General features: G+C 36.7%; 14 protein-coding genes. 6 read left to right on the top strand and 8 right to left on the bottom strand.

Annotated features, from left to right (window positions below; all coding sequences use genetic code 11):
• Positions 1–93: 93 nt before the first annotated feature.
• The 4 genes from alsS (at position 94) to ACI6PB_RS02265 (ending at position 3,506) form a co-directional block, all read left to right on the top strand.
• Positions 94–1,770, top strand: a complete 1,677-nt coding sequence (gene alsS / locus ACI6PB_RS02280; RefSeq protein WP_309510457.1) for an acetolactate synthase AlsS — start codon at positions 94–96, stop codon at positions 1,768–1,770.
• A gap of 18 nt (positions 1,771–1,788) precedes the next feature.
• The gene (gene budA / locus ACI6PB_RS02275; RefSeq protein WP_404280946.1) at positions 1,789–2,496 is read left to right on the top strand and encodes an acetolactate decarboxylase; all 708 of its coding nucleotides are present in this window, start codon (positions 1,789–1,791) and stop codon (positions 2,494–2,496) included.
• Between the two features lie 429 nt (positions 2,497–2,925).
• On the top strand, positions 2,926–3,111 hold the full coding sequence (locus ACI6PB_RS02270) for a type II toxin-antitoxin system HicA family toxin (RefSeq protein ID WP_025085345.1): 186 nt from the start codon (positions 2,926–2,928) through the stop codon (positions 3,109–3,111).
• A 2-nt stretch (positions 3,112–3,113) separates the two neighbouring features.
• Positions 3,114–3,506, top strand: a complete 393-nt coding sequence (locus tag ACI6PB_RS02265) for a type II toxin-antitoxin system HicB family antitoxin (RefSeq protein WP_025085344.1) — start codon at positions 3,114–3,116, stop codon at positions 3,504–3,506.
• Between the two features lie 46 nt (positions 3,507–3,552).
• Here ACI6PB_RS02265 and ACI6PB_RS02260 read toward each other — a convergent pair whose 3' ends face one another.
• From ACI6PB_RS02260 to ACI6PB_RS02250, 3 genes are all read right to left on the bottom strand, one after another.
• Positions 3,553–4,428 carry a DMT family transporter gene (locus ACI6PB_RS02260; RefSeq protein ID WP_309510459.1) on the bottom strand — a complete coding sequence of 292 codons (876 nt, stop codon included), beginning with the start codon at positions 4,426–4,428 and terminating at the stop codon, positions 3,553–3,555.
• A 163-nt stretch (positions 4,429–4,591) separates the two neighbouring features.
• Positions 4,592–5,470: a DMT family transporter gene (locus ACI6PB_RS02255; RefSeq protein WP_404327701.1), complete on the bottom strand. Its 879-nt coding sequence runs from the start codon at positions 5,468–5,470 to the stop codon at positions 4,592–4,594.
• Between the two features lie 138 nt (positions 5,471–5,608).
• Complete coding sequence (locus ACI6PB_RS02250; protein WP_056955893.1) at positions 5,609–6,559, bottom strand: DMT family transporter; 951 nt, start codon at positions 6,557–6,559, stop codon at positions 5,609–5,611.
• Between the two features lie 250 nt (positions 6,560–6,809).
• Between ACI6PB_RS02250 and ACI6PB_RS02245 the strand changes: the two genes are divergently transcribed.
• Together ACI6PB_RS02245 and ACI6PB_RS02240 are read left to right on the top strand one after the other, a co-directional pair.
• The gene (locus ACI6PB_RS02245) at positions 6,810–7,766 is read left to right on the top strand and encodes a LacI family DNA-binding transcriptional regulator (RefSeq protein ID WP_309510461.1); all 957 of its coding nucleotides are present in this window, start codon (positions 6,810–6,812) and stop codon (positions 7,764–7,766) included.
• Positions 7,767–8,110: 344 nt separating this feature from the next.
• Positions 8,111–10,378 (top strand): ATP-binding cassette domain-containing protein, encoded by a 2,268-nt coding sequence (locus tag ACI6PB_RS02240; protein WP_404327700.1) that lies wholly within the window; start codon positions 8,111–8,113, stop codon positions 10,376–10,378.
• A gap of 37 nt (positions 10,379–10,415) precedes the next feature.
• Here ACI6PB_RS02240 and ACI6PB_RS02235 read toward each other — a convergent pair whose 3' ends face one another.
• From ACI6PB_RS02235 to ACI6PB_RS02215, 5 genes are all read right to left on the bottom strand, one after another.
• Positions 10,416–11,246, bottom strand: coding sequence for a PRD domain-containing protein (locus tag ACI6PB_RS02235; RefSeq protein ID WP_404327699.1), 831 nt, complete (start codon positions 11,244–11,246; stop codon positions 10,416–10,418).
• Between the two features lie 21 nt (positions 11,247–11,267).
• Positions 11,268–12,719 (bottom strand): glycoside hydrolase family 1 protein, encoded by a 1,452-nt coding sequence (locus ACI6PB_RS02230; protein ID WP_025085339.1) that lies wholly within the window; start codon positions 12,717–12,719, stop codon positions 11,268–11,270.
• Between the two features lie 2 nt (positions 12,720–12,721).
• Positions 12,722–14,575 (bottom strand): PTS beta-glucoside transporter subunit IIBCA, encoded by a 1,854-nt coding sequence (locus tag ACI6PB_RS02225; protein ID WP_404327698.1) that lies wholly within the window; start codon positions 14,573–14,575, stop codon positions 12,722–12,724.
• Positions 14,576–14,789: 214 nt separating this feature from the next.
• The gene (locus ACI6PB_RS02220) at positions 14,790–15,614 is read right to left on the bottom strand and encodes an alpha/beta hydrolase (protein ID WP_404327696.1); all 825 of its coding nucleotides are present in this window, start codon (positions 15,612–15,614) and stop codon (positions 14,790–14,792) included.
• Positions 15,615–15,638: 24 nt separating this feature from the next.
• Positions 15,639–17,603 (bottom strand): glucose PTS transporter subunit IIA, encoded by a 1,965-nt coding sequence (locus ACI6PB_RS02215; protein WP_404327695.1) that lies wholly within the window; start codon positions 17,601–17,603, stop codon positions 15,639–15,641.
• Positions 17,604–17,835 lie beyond the last annotated feature (232 nt).

The raw sequence follows: 17,835 nt of genomic DNA, 5'->3' as shown, positions 1-17,835 counted from the left end.
AAGACTTACGTGTTGACAAATCAACACAAATGCTTTATTTTTTTCCTATAAATAATTATAGAACAAATCTACACAAAAAAGAGGTTAGATACAATGACAAAAACTAATGGTGCTCAAGCTTTGATCCAATCGATGATTAATCAAGGCGTTCATTACGTCTTCGGACTCCCTGGTGCTAAGATTGATCGACTCTTTGAATCACTTGAACATAATGATGATCCAAAAACTCCTAAACTAATTATTACTCGTCACGAACAGAACGCGGCTTTCATTGCTGCAGGTATTGGTCGTCTAACTGGTAAGCCTGGTATTGTGGCTACTACATCAGGTCCTGGTGTCTCCAATTTAGCTACTGGTCTAATTACCGCCACTTCTGAAGGTGACCCTGTAATTGCTTTAGGTGGTCAAGTTCCTCGAAACGATATTGCCCGTTTAACTCACCAAAGTATCTCTAGTAAGGAACTTCTATCCGCTGCTACTAAGGATAGTGTCGAAGTACAGGATGCTAACAATTTGTCGGAATCATTTGCAAACGCTTACCAAAATGCCGTTTCACCCAAGGCTGGAGCAACTTTTATGTCCATTCCTCAAGATGTCTTGAATGACGACGTGACTCGCCCTGTTATCAAGCTATTACACAAAGTTGAACAAGGTGGCGTTGATTCAGAAACACTTAACAAAATTATCGAAAAGATTGAAAAGGCCAAGTTACCTGTAATTTTAGCAGGTATGCGTTCCTCTACCAACGAAGTTACTGACGCTATCCACAAATTCTTGCACAAGTTCTCGATTCCAGTTGTGGAAACCTTCCAGGGTGCTGGTGTCATATCGCGTGATTTGGAAAAAAATTATTACGGCCGTGTCGGCTTGTTCCGTAACCAAATCGGTGACACTATCCTCAAGGAAAGTGACTTGATCATCGCAGTCGGTTACGATCCAATCGAATATGAAGCCCGTAATTGGAATATTGGTCGTTCGGGGGAAATAATTAATCTCGACAGTATCAAGCCAGAAATCACTAATGATTATCAACCTGACTTGATTGTGAACGCTGATATTGCTAAGACTCTTAACGAAATCAGCTCTAACTTACCGGCTGGTATCGACTTAGGCTCCGATATGCACAAACATCTGGCTGACCAACAAGAGAAATTTACTAAGAAAGATGCTATTCCCACTAATCACTCGGATAAGAACGGGATTCATCCCCTAGCTATTATCCATGCTTTACAGAACCAAGTCGACGATGATACGACTGTTACAGTTGATGTTGGTAGTCTCTATATCTGGATGGCTCGTCACTTTAGAAGTTACAAACCACGTCACTTACTATTCAGTAATGGTATGCAAACGCTTGGTGTAGCTCTTCCTTGGGCGATCGCTGCCGCTTTGGAACGTCCTGAAAAGCCAGTTGTTTCAGTTGCTGGTGATGGTGGCTTCCTCTTCTCTGGTCAAGAGCTAGAAACAGCTGTCCGCTTACATCTTAATATCGTACAATTGATTTGGGACGATGGTTACTATGACATGGTTCGTTTCCAAGAAATCGCCAAATACGGTCATGATGCCGGAGTTAAATTAGGACCAGTTGACTTCGTTAAATATGCTGAAAGTTTTGGTGCTACTGGTATGCGTGTTGAGAGAACCGAAGATCTCGAACCAATGCTAGCCAAAGCTTTTGATACCAAGGGACCAGTTATCTTGCACATCCCCGTTGACTATTCAGACAACATTCAATTAGCATCCAAGTTGGTTGATGACGTCTTGAACTAAGATAGAAAGAAGGATTTCATGTCAAATACAAATACTCTTTATCAACACGGAACATTAGCTTTATTAGTCCCCGGACTACTTGATGGAACTATCACTATGAAAGAATTGTTAAGTCATGGTGATACAGGAATCGGTACTGGTGAAGGTCTTGACGGTGAATTGGTCATTTTAGATGGCACACCTTATCAAGTCGACAGCAACGGCAGTGTTAATATCGTAAAAGATGATTTCACTCTGCCCTTTGCTAACATTCATTTTGGCAGTTATCAGCCATTAACAAGTGTTGATAGTATCAGCCAAAAAGAACTTGAAGAGAAGATCCTATCCTTAACAAGTGCCAATACTTTCTTCTCAATTGAGTTACACGGTCAGTTTACAAATGTGAAGACTCGTGCCGTGAAGAAATCACACAAACCTTATGATACTTTAGCTAAAACAGCTGAAAGCCAAAGTATTTTTGACAGAGATACCGTTACAGGAACTTTGTTGAGTTACTACTCACCTGAAATCTTTGATGGAGCGGCTGTCGGTGGCTTTCACCATCACTTCTTATCTGATGAACACGACTTCGGTGGCCACTTATTATCATTTGGTACAGCGAACGGAAATGTAAAACTCCAACAATTTGATACCTTGGAACAACATTTGCCCGTCAAAAATCAATCTTACATGGATTTTGATTTTTCCGGTGAAGATATTCTAGGCGATATACATAAATCAGAATAGAGAGCGGAACAGGCCCGGGAATTTCCGAGGATTTGCCTAAGTATTAGAATTACATGCGTATTTTGCGTGTGATTTTGATACTGTAGCAAACCGGAAGAAATTGGCCTGTGGAGCTCGTTTAAATCAGAGAGCGGAGTAAGCCTGCTTAGATTCTGAGCATTTGCAGGACTTTGCGAATTGGTTGTGTAACAGACAGTTCGTGAAGTCAGGCAAAGCACAGGAATCTGGCTTACGTAGCTCGTTTACACTATCAAATATTTTAAAAGCAAAAGGACGAATCCAGATGGACTCGTCCTTTTTTTCCTATTTGGTGTTTAATTTGGTTATACCATCTCAAATCCTACGTAATTTTATTTATATAGTAATAACAGTCATAACATTTTACACACGTGTTAAATACGTATATTATAAAAGACGAAGGAATTTGAAATGAATCAAAAAAGATTGCTCAAGCTTTTAAGTAAAAAAGGTTGGTACTTATATCGTCATGGTAATAATCATGACATTTGGACAAATGGTATTGAAAAAGAACAGATTCCTAGACATAGAGAAATCAATGAATTATTAGCAAAAAGTATAATAAAAAAACATCATTTGGATGATGAGGGAGACTAAAAATGAAAATCGTATATCCAATTATAATTTCAAAAACAAGTGATCAAACAGTTCCCTACTTTGTCAGCATTCCTGATATTGAAGGCATGACTCAAGGCAAAGATATTGATGATGCTATTCAAATGGCTCGTGATTACATCGGTTTGAATATTATCGATAAACAAGATAACAATTTAGACGTGCCAAATTCAAATTACACACTTCCTAGTGCAGAAAATAGCGACGTTGTTACCTTAGTTGATGTCGATATTGATGAATATCGTCGTAAAAATGACTTCAAGACTATCAAAAAAACTCTGACCATTCCAAATTATCTCAACAAGTTGGGAAAAGAGAACAACATTAACTTTTCGGAATTACTAACAACTGCTTTAAAGAAGGAATTACATGTTTAAGTGGTCAAAAAAATCCTATTTCACACGGAATAGGATTTTTTAATACTCATTTTGCAAATCTTATTGAAACCCAAACGCTAGTCAAAATCAAAGCTGTACCTGCGGCAAAGCCCCAAGTTAGACCTTCTCCTAAAATCAGCCAACCTAACAAGGTCCCAACGATTGGTTGTAACAAGTAAATCAATCCTGAAACACTGGGACTGACCATTGTTAAACCTTTATTCCACATGACAAAAGCCATGGCTGTGGATAACGCTCCAACATAGAATAAACAGGCTATGATTTTAGGGTTGAAGAAATTAACGTTTGATAATGATGCCAAATCTCCCATCACAAATGGTGTTAAACAAATCATAGCGACGATGGTTGAGACAATCGTTATCTGTAAAGCTGAATAGTCCGACAACAATTTAATCATGACGGACATGAATGACCAACTTAATGCAGCTAATACCAAGAATAAAACGCCAATTAAAATATGTTTTCCGGTCAAATGGATACCGACGATCATCACTACCCCAAGTGTTGCCATCACCAAAGAAATGACTTTAACGCGATCTAATTTTTCCTTTAAAATTAACCAAGCGAAAATCACCATAAAGGTTGGGGTCGAGGAAGTTACCACGGCTCCTGTTTGAGCGCTGGAAAACCACGTTCCGGTTTCTTGGGCCACTAATGAAAGAGCGTACCCTGTCAAACCTGACAAGATGAACCATTTCAAATCTTTCCTTTTCAAATGCCACTTTTCTCGCTTAATCAATGAGAAACCGACTAAAAAGATTAATGCGACTAAATATCTTAGCCAAACCAATTGGAGTGGATGAATCTGTCCCACTACCATTTTCACTGCAACGAAAGTCCCACCCCAAATGCTGGCAGCGACTCCTAAAAGAATAGAACCTAATACTTTGTTAGAATTCATAATGCTTAGTCCTTTTAGCTATTGGTCTCTCCGGAACGAAATTTATAATTAAATAAATTCTTTTGAAATCTTATTTTTGTAAAAAATTATAGCATTTTCAGACTCTGTTGAAACTGAAAATATAAAAAAAGGCAAATCCATTTTGGATTTACCCTTCTAATTATTAATTACTCTCAAATTTAACTGAAATCCAGACGCTACCAACAATCAGTATTGTTCCAAGAAAGAATCCAAATGAAACTGATTCTTTCAAAAATAACCAACCTAGCAAAGTTCCAACAATTGGTTGCAATAAGAAAAATAATCCCGAGGAACTTGAATTAACCAAAGTTAATCCTCTATTCCACATAACAAAAGCCAATGCTGTCGAAATAACTCCTAAATACAACAAACTGAGAATTATTTTAGGTTCTAAGAAATCAATGTTTACTAAACTTGCAGTATTCGTAAATATTACTGGTGTCAGGCAAATAATTGCGACAACTGTTGACATGATTGTAATCTGCAGTGAGCTGTAATGATTAACTTTTTGTATCAGGACTGACATTAAGGCCCATGTTAAGGCTGCAATAATTAATGATAATACTCCCAGTAAAATATTATTACCTTCCAAATGAATTCCAACAATCATGACTACACCGATTGTCGCCATCACTAAAGATACAACTTTAACACGAGTTATTTTTTCCTTAAAAATCAGCCAAGCAAAAATCACCATAAACGATGGAGTCGCTGAAGTAATTACTGCTCCGGTTTGAGCACTGGATAACCAAGTACCAGTTTCTTGGGAAACTATTGAGATAGCATTTCCAATCAATCCTATTGCAATGATTAATCCTATGTCTTTTTTATGAATGCTCCATTTTTCTCTTTTTAAAATAGAAAATAATATTAAAAATATTATTGCTACTAAATACCTCAACCAAACTAATTGTAATGGATGAACAACACTAACTACATCCTTTACCACAACAAACATTCCACCCCAGATACAGGCAGATAAACTAAGTAAAATTGATCCTAAAATCTTTTTTGAATTCATAATATTTCCTTCCGTTGATTAACGGATAGCTGGAACATCACATTCATTTAATGGTGAATAAATCATTTTTACACCTTCTTTTTTGCAATTCAAACATTATATCACTAAAAAAGGCAAATCCATTCTGGATTTACCTTATTAATTATTATTCAATTTTAATTTTGCGTTCATTTTTGCGGGTCGTGTTCTCTCTAAACGAGTCTCATTCGATGACGATCCATCAAATTTAACTGAGATCCAAACACTAGCTAAAATCATGGCTGAACCAATGATAAAGCCAACTGAAATCTGTTCACCGAGCAACAACCAACCTAAAAATGAACCCACAATTGGTTGAATCAAGTAGAACAAACCAGATGAACCGGCACTGACGATTTGGAGGCCACGATTCCACATTACATAGGCTACAGCTGTTGAAACCGCACCGATGTAAAGTAAACTAAGAATAATTGTTGGGTCAGCAAAGTTAATACTTGTAAGTGATGACATATCACTCAAAATAAATGGTGTCAGAGCAACGACTGCTACTACGGTTGACATAATAGTAATTTGTAAAGAACTGTAAGTTTTAACTTTTTTAACTAAGACTGACATCAAGGCCCAAGCGATTGAATCAAGAACTAGGAGCAAAACTCCTAAAATAACATTAGTTCCTGACATCTTCAAACCGACAATCATTACTACTCCAAGAATAGCAATCACTACAGAAAGAACCTTAACTTTATCCAATTTTTCTTTGAGAATCAACCATCCAAAGATAATCATAAATGCCGGAATGGTTGAGGTGATAACCGAACCTGTTTGGGCATTTGATAAACCTGTACCCATTTCTTGAGCAACTAACGAAATGGTATTTCCAATGATTCCGATCCAAAAAATTAATTTCAAATCTGACCAATTGATGTGCCATTTCTCTTTTTTCATTATTGAAAATCCAATTAAGAATACTAATGCGATTAGATATTCCAACCAAACTAGTTGAATTGGATGTACCTCATTCACAATAATTTTTACAACTACAAACATTGCTCCCCAAATAATTGAAGCAATGGTTAAAAACATGGATCCGAGAACCCTTTTAGACTTCATTAGTAATATTTCCCTTCGCTTTGATTTCCTATGAATTCATTGCTACGCTACCCTCGCGAATAGCCGAAATATTACTGCTGTCAACTAACGATAAATACTCACCTTCCTTATGGTTAACACAATTCAGTATAACAACGCTAAATAATAAAACAACCAACCTAGCGTAGTAAACGTTTCCAGGGTAAAATTAACTTCAGAATGTCTGGAAAACGATTAGTATATCTTTATAGATACAGAAAGGTGACACTTAATGACTACTATTTATGACCTAGCAAAAAAGACTGGAATATCAAAATCAACCATCTCTCGAGTCGTGAGTGGCAACGGTTACGTAAGTGAAACTAAACGCAAAATCATTCTTGATGCAATGCATGAAATGAATTACATCCCTAATCAAGTTGCCAAGAATTTACGCAAAAAACGAACAAATACGATTGGATTTCTTACTAAGGAATATTTTCCTTTAGTGGGAGACTTTCTTAATTCATTTACCAAAATTGCTGCAAAACATGGCTACAGCGTCAACGTTTATTTCACCCAAACCGCAGATAAGGAGTTAAAAACTCTTAGATTACTGACAACTCACGCTTTAGATGCTGTTTTCATTCTCACTAGAATCAATTCATGGGATACTATTAGCTCCTATGCAAAATTTGGTCCCATATCGACTTGGCATCGAGTCAATCGTCCTAATATTTATTCTAACTTTATCGATCACTATCCTATCTATTATCATGTGATCGATCACCTTTATAAGAATGGTCATAAGAATATTGGACATGTCTTATCTAGTTTGAGAAATGCTAATACACGAGCCCGAATAAGAGCCATTGATGATTTCAATACTTCTCATCCTGATAGCAATCAAGATTTTCGGCTGTTCTACCATACTCAAACTGGGACTGGTGAAGATGCTGCAAAAAAATGGTTGGCTACTAAAAACCGGCCTTCTTCTGTTATGTTTTACGCTGATTTTGTAGCTGCGGAATTTATCTCCACTTTGCGAAAAAATGGCAAAAAAGTTCCTGATGACTGTCTCGTAGTCGGAAGTGACAACAGTGAAATTGCTCATATGATGAACATGCCTACTATTGATCTTTGTTTTAGAAACCAAGCGCATAACGCTTTTATTTACTTATATAACGAATTGAATCCTGATCGTTTACCTTATGAAAATCAAAATCCACATTGGGTCGATGCTTATTAATTTTTCCAAATTTACACTTGACCTGGGACCAATCCCACATCGTAATATATAAATGTACTAAGGAAGAGGTCATCGTTGTAACATGACTTCCGATAGTTGCAGACAACCATAAGAATAAATACCCCTTTATTCTAAAAATTCAAAAAGTTACTAAGTAAATTAATACCGGCTGCAACTATCAAATCCATTAATATATAAAAAACAATCAGGCATTAATGTATACAGCCAATACATTGATGCCTGATTATTTTTTGTTGAAGTTTTCTTAGTTAAAATCGTCTATTGAATATTTTATGGACTATTTTTATATAATAGAATTATTAAATTTACTGTTGGAGGTTTTTATGACTGATTTATTTGCAGATGGGACTATCTCTATCCATGGAGCTCAAGAAAATAATTTAAAGAATGTTAGTTTGGATATTCCTAAGCATAGAACGACTGTTTTTGCTGGTCTTTCTGGGTCTGGTAAATCTTCTCTAGTTTTTGATACACTAGCAGCTGTTTCTCGACGAGAATTGAACGAAACTTTTCCTAGCTTCACTCAACAATATTTGCCTAAATATGGTCAACCTGAAGTCAGTCGTATCGACAATTTACCAGTAGCAATCGTAGTTGAACAAAAGCCTATTGGTCGTAATTCTCGATCTACTTTGGCAACCTACACCGGCATCTATTCTGTCTTACGTTTGATGTTTTCTCGAATTGGACAACCTTGGGTTGGTTATTCCGAATGGTTTTCCTTTAACTTACCTCAAGGAATGTGTCCAAAATGCCAGGGTTTAGGTTTTGTTGACGACGTAGATGAAAAGCAATTAATTGATCCTAATAAATCACTCAATGAAGGTGCAATGACTTTTGCCGGCTTTCAACCTGGAACTTGGCGTTGGAAAGAATATGGTAATAGTGGCCTATTCGATTTAGATAAAAAAATTAAAGACTACACTGATGAAGAATATGACTTATTCATGCACGCTCCGCAACAAAAGTTAAAAAATCCACCAGCTGAATGGGGACGTACGGCATTATATGAAGGACTGGTTCCACGTATGCTTCGTTCCGTTATTCACAGTGCTTCTGGTCGTCATCATGAAGCTGCTTTATCAAAGATTGTTACTCGTAAACCTTGTCCAGTCTGTCATGGAACCCGTCTGAACAAAAAGGCTCTAACTAGTAAAATTGCTGGCAAAAATATTGCAGAAGTCAGCGATATGGATTTAGTAAGTGTCCTAAAATTTTTGGATAATATCTCGGATTCCAAAGCTAAAACAATGGTACGTGAACTGCGTAGTAAAATTCAAGCTTTAGTCGACATCGGTTTAGGCTATCTTTCCCTTGGCCGTGGAACTGATACTTTATCTGGTGGAGAAGCTCAACGAATTAAAATTGCCAAATATTTGACGAGTTCCCTGTCTGATTTAGTTTATGTACTCGATGAACCAAGTGTAGGACTCCATCCTCACGATATTAAATTAATTACCCAATCCTTAAAAAAGCTCAAGGAACATGGCAATACAATTATCCTAGTTGATCACAACCCTGCCATTATTTCGACGGCAGATTATGTCGTCGAAATGGGACCACAGGCTGGCAAAAACGGTGGTCAAGTGACTTTTACTGGTACCTACGACGAACTATTACAGTCAGATACGATTACGGGCAAAATGTTGCGAGAAAAAATCACTTTTCCGAAACCTCGTGAACCTCAATCTTGGCTAAATGTTAATCATGTAACTTCTCATAATTTAAAAGACGTATCTGCCAGAATCCCTCAAGGTGTAATGACAGTGATATCTGGACCAGCAGGTTCTGGAAAAAGTACTTTAGTCCAAGCCTTCAAACAACAAGTTTCTGATCAAGACTATATTGATTTGAGTCAGGATTCCGTAGGTTTGAATATTCGTTCAACACCCGCGACTTACTTGAATATTTTAAATCCTCTACGAAAACTTTTTAGTAAAGCCAATAACGGCGTTTCAACACAATTATTTAGTTATAACGGTAAGGGAGCCTGTCCTCGTTGTAAAGGTAAAGGTGTAATGATTACCGAGATGGCATTCATGGATCCAATCGTTCAGGAATGCGAGTTGTGTCACGGTAAACGCTACAGCCAAGAGGCACTGCAATACACTTATCATGGCAAAGATATTTCTGAAGTTCTCAATCTTTCTATCAACGACACACTCAACTTTTTCAAGGATGTACCAGATATCTACAAGAAAGTTAGTCTACTCCACCAAGTTGGGCTTGGCTATTTAAACCTTAGTCAATCAATGACCACTTTATCTGGTGGTGAAGTACAACGGGTTAAGTTGGCGATGGAATTGAACCACACTGGGCGAATCTATTTCTTAGATGAACCAACTACGGGACTACATCTACAAGATACTCAACGTTTGATTGATTTGTTCGAAGGATTAGTTGACAAGGGTAATACTTTAATTTTGATCGAGCACAATTTAAAACTAATCTCACAAGCAGACTGGTTAGTCGACATGGGTCCCGATGCTGGTAAATTCGGCGGTCAAATTTGTTTTGAAGGCCATCCTAAAGCTAGCTTAAACGACAAAAACTCTCGAACTGGTGCAGCATTGGCAGCTACAATTTCTTAAAAGCTCAAAAAGACTACTTCATTTGAAGTAGTCTTTTTTACTTGTCTATTCTCTGAATCTGCATCGTCATCAACATTAATTCTTCATCTGTTAACGGTTCACCAAATTTGATTTTTATGTAATCTGAAACTTTTTGAGCTATTTGAAATGCCTGTTCATCCTTACTTTTAACGATAGCAAATATCGCTGGATCAGCGTTTTCAAACATATTATCAGCTATTATTCGTTCTACCAAAAATTTAATATGTACGACGCAACGCTGAAAATTGGGTGCCGAATCGTTAATTCCACCTTGAAATTGATATTTAATAATATTAATAATTCGCCCAATAATTTGACTAGCTTTCAATGCATCCCGACGATCATCACTACCATTCTCTGCATTAATGATATGAGCGGCAATATTAGATGCCTCTTGATCTGAGAACTTAGTTCCCATTTCTTGATTCAGCAGTTTCACAGCATATGTTCCCACGGAAAATTCTTTAGAATAATAAGTCTTAATTTCCCAATAGACTTTATTCGTTATAACGATTCCATATTCTTCACGTTCCAAAGCAAATTTTAGATGATCTAGCAAGGAAACGTAGAGTGCGTCGCTTAATTTTGTATTCAAACTGTCAGTAGCATAATTAATGATTTTTTGGGCAATCTCAATTAATTTCGGAGACGATTGAGCAATTGATGTCAAAAGTTGTTCGACGTTGCCATTGCTGACTGGTACGAAAACTTGATTGTAAGAATTACTTTCCAGAGTTGTTCCAGCTTTTTTACCATAACCTATGCCCTTGCCTAAGAGAATAAATTCCTGGTTCTGATCGTTTACAGCTAAAACAACGCTTGAATTCAAAACTTTCTTAATTTTCATCCATATCCCGCCTCCTTGTTTTTAACCTAAATCTTGTCCATTTGTAGCAATAACGTGTTGATACCAGCTAAAGGAATCTTTCTTGTAACGGTTCAAGGTTCCCTTACCTAAGTCATCCTCATCTACGTAAATGAAACCATAACGTTTCGACATTTGTGAAGTCGAGGCGCTGACTAAATCGATTGGGGCCCAACTGGTGTAACCCATCAAATCAACTCCAGAATCCACTGCTTTAATCATCTCACGGAAATGAGCTTTAAAATAGTCAATTCGATACTGATCATGAACTTTCTTATCAACCGTTAAAACATCCTTAGCACCCATACCATTCTCAACAATAAACAGAGGCTTGTGATATCTATCATACAATTGTAGAAGTGAAATTCTCAAGCCAACTGGATCAACGGTCCAACCCCAATCAGTCGTTTCCAAATGGGGGTTCTTACCACCGACAATTGTATTGCCAGCGGTTAATTCGAGGTTATTCTCATCGTAAGATGAAACCATCGACATATAATAACTAAAAGATACAAAATCAACTGTATTATTTTTCAAAATTTCTAAGTCGTTTGGTTCCATTGCAATTTTAATGTGATGTTTCTTTAAAAAATTCAAAACTAAGGCTGGATATTCACCGAAAACCTGCACGTCCCCAGGGAAATAATTCATCGTATTCTTGTTAAATGATGCTAAAACATCACGTGGATCTGAAGAATTAGGATAATCAGTCAATTTAGTCAACATGCACCCTACTTGGCTTCCAGAAATAATTTCGTGACAATCTTTAGTAACTAGAGCTGAAGCAACAAATTGATTATGGAAAGCTTGATATTCATCTTGCAACAAGTTATTTGATTTATCAGGAATAATGCCGGCTGAAGTGAATGGATGACGTGTGACACTGTCAATTTCATTAAAAGTTAGCCAATATTTAACATCGTCTTTAAACTCCTTAAAGCAGGCGTCACAAAATCTTCTAAACATATCAATAACATGCCGATCGACCCAACCATTGTATTTAACAGCCAAATTCAAAGGCATCTCATAGTGGGACAACGTTACTAAAGGTTCAATATTATTCTTATGCATCTCTTTGAAGACATCTTTGTAGTAATCTAAACCTTCTTGATTAGGTTCAGTTTCCTCACCAGTTGGAAAAATTCTTGTCCAAGCAATTGAAATTCTCAATGTCTTAAAGCCCAATTCTCCGAATAATTTCATGTCCTCAGGATAACGATGATAAAAATCGATTCCACGACGTTTAGGATAATATGTTGTATCGTCAGTCTTTATAGCCTCTTGAATACTTTCTGAAGTGACACCAACTTGCTTACTGTAATCTTTCACATCTACTTTAGGCTTGTACATTGCAACATCAGCAACTGATAAGCCTTTCCCATCAACATTCCAAGCACCTTCAACTTGATTAGCGGCAATAGCGCCACCCCACAAAAAATCTTTTCGTAATCCCATTATTAAACTCCTAACTTAGCAATATTCATAACTGGTTGAATCTCTTCATCTTCAGTTTGATTTTTAATTTCAGCGTTGACTGAATAGTCATTTTGATTAGTAACAATCATCATTGTAATTGGGTTGAATCCCGCTTTCTTGATAGCCTCCAAATCAAAAGTTTCCAGCAAATCGCCTTTTTTAATCTCCTGATCTTTCTCCACTTTAACATCAAAGTACTTACCATTTAATTGAACTGTATCCAAACCAATATGGAATAATACTTCAGCACCCGAATTAGTCTTCATGCCTAATGCGTGTTTAGTATCAAAAATCATTTCTACAGTACCATCTGCAGGAGCATAGAGTTTACCTTCACTTGGCACAACAGCAATTCCCTTACCTAACAAACCTTGTGAAAATACATCATCTGGAACTTCTGACAAAGCTACTACTTTACCAGTAACCGGAGCATCTAATTCTTCTGAAACATTTTCGTTAGATTTAGTGTTTTCGTTACTTTCATCAGTTGATACTTCATTCCTCCATAAGAATAAGCCAGCAACAAATGAAACTGCAAAGGAAATTCCAAATCCAATAATTGCATTAACAATATTCATTGGATTACTTTTATCGACAAACATTGGCAAGCTGGCTAGACCAGGTCCAACAATAGTAAATCCAGCTAGGCCAACAATACCAACATAAGCACCACCAACGACACTACCGATAATTACACTAGTTAAAGCACGTTTGTGTTGGAGAGTAACACCATATAAAGCAGGTTCTGTAATACCAAATAATGCTGATATACCAGCCGAAATAGCTGTAGATCTAAGTGTTGAATCTTTTGTTCTCAAGGCAACGGCAAAACATGTACCGCTCTCAGAAATATTATGTGCTAATGAAGCTGGTAGATAAAGTGCTTCTTTACCGACTGAACTAAAAGTCGTAACAACGTATGGAATCATTGGCTTATGCATTCCTGTAGCAACCATGAATGGAAGAACGCCTGCCAATAGAGCTGTGGCAACCCACCCAAGATGTGTATTAATAAACAAAATAATATTTACAAAATATTGACCAACAACATAGCCCAAAGGTCCTAAGAAGAGCAGTGTAATCGGAGCAGTAATCAACATTGCCATCATTGGTACGAAGAAAATTCTAATTGGTTTTGGAGAATACTTAGTAAAGAATTTCTCCATAATTGCGTATAGAAGAACACTTAAAATTGCAGGAAATACTTGTGAACTATAAGTAACATTCAAAACGTGCATTCCAAATAGCTCTGTACCTTTAGTTAACATCGTTGTAATATCTGGTAAAATCAATACTCCAACAATGGATAAAGCAACTAAGGGATTAACATTTAATTTTTGAGCCGCTGTAACAGCAACTAACAATGGCAACAAATAAAGTGGTGCTCCACCTATTAAATTCAATATTTGGTAAGTTTGACTTTTATCGCTAATCCACCCGAACATTGAAATCAACATAAGTAGGGATTTTAAAATACCACCACCAGCAATTGCTGGAACCAATGGTTGAAACACACCAATAATGAAATCTAATACAACATGTCCAATTGACTGTTTAGGTTTGTTTGCTGAAGCATTACCCTTAAAACCTTTTCCCAATACATCTTGAACAGCATCAAACATCTCTACAACATCGTTACCAATGATAACCTGACATTGACCACCAGCGATAACCGCTCCCAACACGCCTTGGACACTTTTAATTTTATCTAAATCTGCCTTATCAAAATCGTTCAAGGTAAATCTCAATCTTGTGGAACAGTGGATCAAAGTATTGATATTATCTTTTCCACCAACATATTTAACGATTTGACTCGCACTATCTTGTATAGCCATTACGTTCACTCCTCTCAGACACGAAAAAAGACAGCACCTAAAAAATTCAGATTTTACTCTGATTCTTTTAGATCCTGCCTGCTTTACCAGTTACATGTCTAATTATTTTCTTAACGGTTATTAATGTAAGCCCTTTCTTAAAAATTGTCAAAAAAACTTTAAAAAAATATCATAACCGACACTACTTGATATCAGTTATGATATTAACTTATATTTAACCTAGGAATTTCATCATCTGGAGCCAGTTAAAGGCTAATTCAATCCATTTAGCTGTCCAAGAGTTCAAGTATTTCTTTTTACCTGGTTTTTGAGTCACGTACGTCCCAAAGGCCAACCCATGAATTCCGGAACCAAAAAGATGATATTCAACAGGAATATTCAATTCATTCAATCGATCGACATACTTGATTGTATTGACAACTTTTACCAATTCATCAGTCTGCGTCTGCCAAACAAACGCCGGCTTGGATTGTGAATTCACTAGTTCCTGAGCTTTCCACAAACTTTTATCTGCTGTGATTTGATTGAGTACCTTATCATCATTGGGAAAACTACCTTTTACCGTCATATCAATGACTGGGTAACCTAAAATAACGGCTGCATGTTGTCCTTGATACTGATCCAAGTGATACTTTTGACGCAATTTGAAATTTGTTGCAACGCCGTTATAAGCTGCCACAACATTTCCTCCTGCTGAAAATCCAGCTAGAATTATTTTGTCTTTATCGGTGTGACGTGCTTCTGCTTGCTCAGTAATCCAGTCAATGGTCTTAGACATTTCTTCTAAGGCTCTTGGATAAACTGGTTCATTACCAATTAATTGATATTCCAAAACTACCGCATGCATGCCATACGAATTAAATCTTAAAGCTATTGGTTCTTCTTCCCTTTGTGAATGGAAGGTAAAACCACCACCTGGGCAAATAATCACTATCGGATAATCAACGTCTTGACCAAAGTCATCGACTTGATCAAGCCAATATCCTTTAACCTTAAAATCGTGATCAGAGATAGTGAGATTATATTGTTTCGTCTCCATATCTTCACGTTCTTCCTTAACTTATTAAGCCATTTTTACATTTAAATTCATCGGATCGGCTTTCTTTGCCAACATTTTGTCGGTAAAACCAAATAGATAAACTAATGCGACTGAGATTACAAGCGTACCATAATGTGAAATCAAATATCCATAGAAATTACTACCGATACCAACACCTGGCGTGATAAAGGCTGGGAATCCAATTAAAGAACCTGATAAGGCATAATTATTAACTTTCAAGAATCCGGTCAAAGCACCACCTAGAGCACTGGCAATACTTGCGACTACAAAGATTCGTTTATATTTCAAATTGACACCGTATAGAGCTGGTTCAGTTACACCGCAAAATGCTGATATTGCAGCGGCTAAAGACACTTCCTTGAGTTTCTTATCCTTAGTCTTTAAGAAGACTGCTAGAACAGCCCCACCTTGAGCAACCATTGTAATTGAAACAATAGCATTGATGTAACTGTGACCATTTGTAGCAATATCGTTGATAATAATAGGAATAAGCCCCCAGTGAAGTCCAAAGATAACCATTGTTTGATAAACACCACCAAGTACCAATCCCGAAAGTGTTGGGCTAAAACTGTAAATAGCTACAAGACCATTTGAAAGACCTTTACTTAAAGCGGTAATGATTGGTCCGACACCAATAATAATTACTAAACTTAAAATTAATGCTTCAATGATTGGAACAAAGACGCTTCTAAGATAAAGTGGAATAATCTTCTTCAAGAATTTTTCCACATACTTACCTAACCAAGCTGCCACAATAATTGGAAAAACTGATGAAGTGTACGAAACCAACGTTGTGGGAATACCTAAGAAGGTCGTGCTGGCAGTACTAGCTTTACTTGCCATAGTTACAAGACTTGGATAAATTATAATTCCACCAACAATAGCTAGAACAATCGGATCTGAACCCAACTTTTTGGCTGCAGTAAAACCTAAAACAACTGGTAAAAAGTAAAAAGTTGCGTCCCCAACTGCATTTAAAATAACATACGTACCACTAGTTGTAGATAATACTCTAAAGCCTGTCAAAGCTGCTAAGATTCCCTTTAAAATACCAGCACCAGCTAGAATTCCAATGATGGGAATCATTGAAGCTGTCAAAACACCAATAAAGTTACTGATACCACTCTTAACCTTTGACCAAATATCCTGAGAGTGATTGGCTTCCTTAGTAGTTTGGGCAACTGCCTCAGCTGTAGCAGAATTGTTCGCATATTCTGAACCAATCTGTGCTATAACGGCGTCATAAACGTCAGTAACAGCCTGTCCAATAACAACTTGATATTGACCACCAGCTTTGGCAACACTAATGACGCCATCCATATTTTCTATTTTTTGATCGTTAGCTTTAGCATCATCCTTCAAATAAAAACGTAATCTAGTAATACAGTGGATCAAACTATTAATGTTTTCAGTTCCACCAACATTCTCTACAATATCAGCTGCTAATTGATCATACTTGCCACTACCAATTTTAGTCTTCTTTTTGACAATTTCATCGATAGAAGCAACAGCTACGGTTGCCCCAGCCTTGACATTCTGGTCAAAATTGCTAGTCAACAATTGCTTTAAAATATCATTACTGTTAGTAATTGCTAGAATGACTGTATTCTGTTTACCAGCATCCGCAATCATTTTTAAATCCATTTTAACAACCGGTTGACCAGCCTCGATCTGATCACCCTGATTTATTAAAACTGTGAAAGGTTCCCCTTTCAATTCAACAGTATCAATACCCAAGTGGACCAAGACATCCGCACCATCTTGAGTTTTGATACCAAAGGCATGTTTAGTTTCTGAAACGAGTGTTACCGTCCCCGTAACTGGTGAAACGATGTCACCATTTGTCGGTTCAATAGCAAATCCTTGTCCCATTAGTCCTTGAGAAAAGACAGGGTCTTTAACCTGAGAAAGCTGTATAAGTTTCCCGTCAACAGGATCCGCTAATGAAATCAATATTTGATTATTCATAACGTTCAGTCCTTCTTAAAAATAATTCCATTATTTGAGTACGCTTTCATTATATAGAGTACTTTTCTTATAGTCAATATTTATGCGAATAAATTTGTAGAGTAATGACGAACTTATATTTCAACTACTATACATTGGTTAATTTGCTTGTTTTACCAATATGAGAAGCCGTATTGATAATAATTTTATAGTGGTATGCCTATCTTATATAGATATTCCAATATAAAATATG

It is taken from the genome of Companilactobacillus paralimentarius, from assembly GCF_963227125.1.
Taxonomy (GTDB): domain Bacteria; phylum Bacillota; class Bacilli; order Lactobacillales; family Lactobacillaceae; genus Companilactobacillus; species Companilactobacillus paralimentarius.
This window is presented reverse-complemented; position numbering and strand designations above follow the sequence as displayed.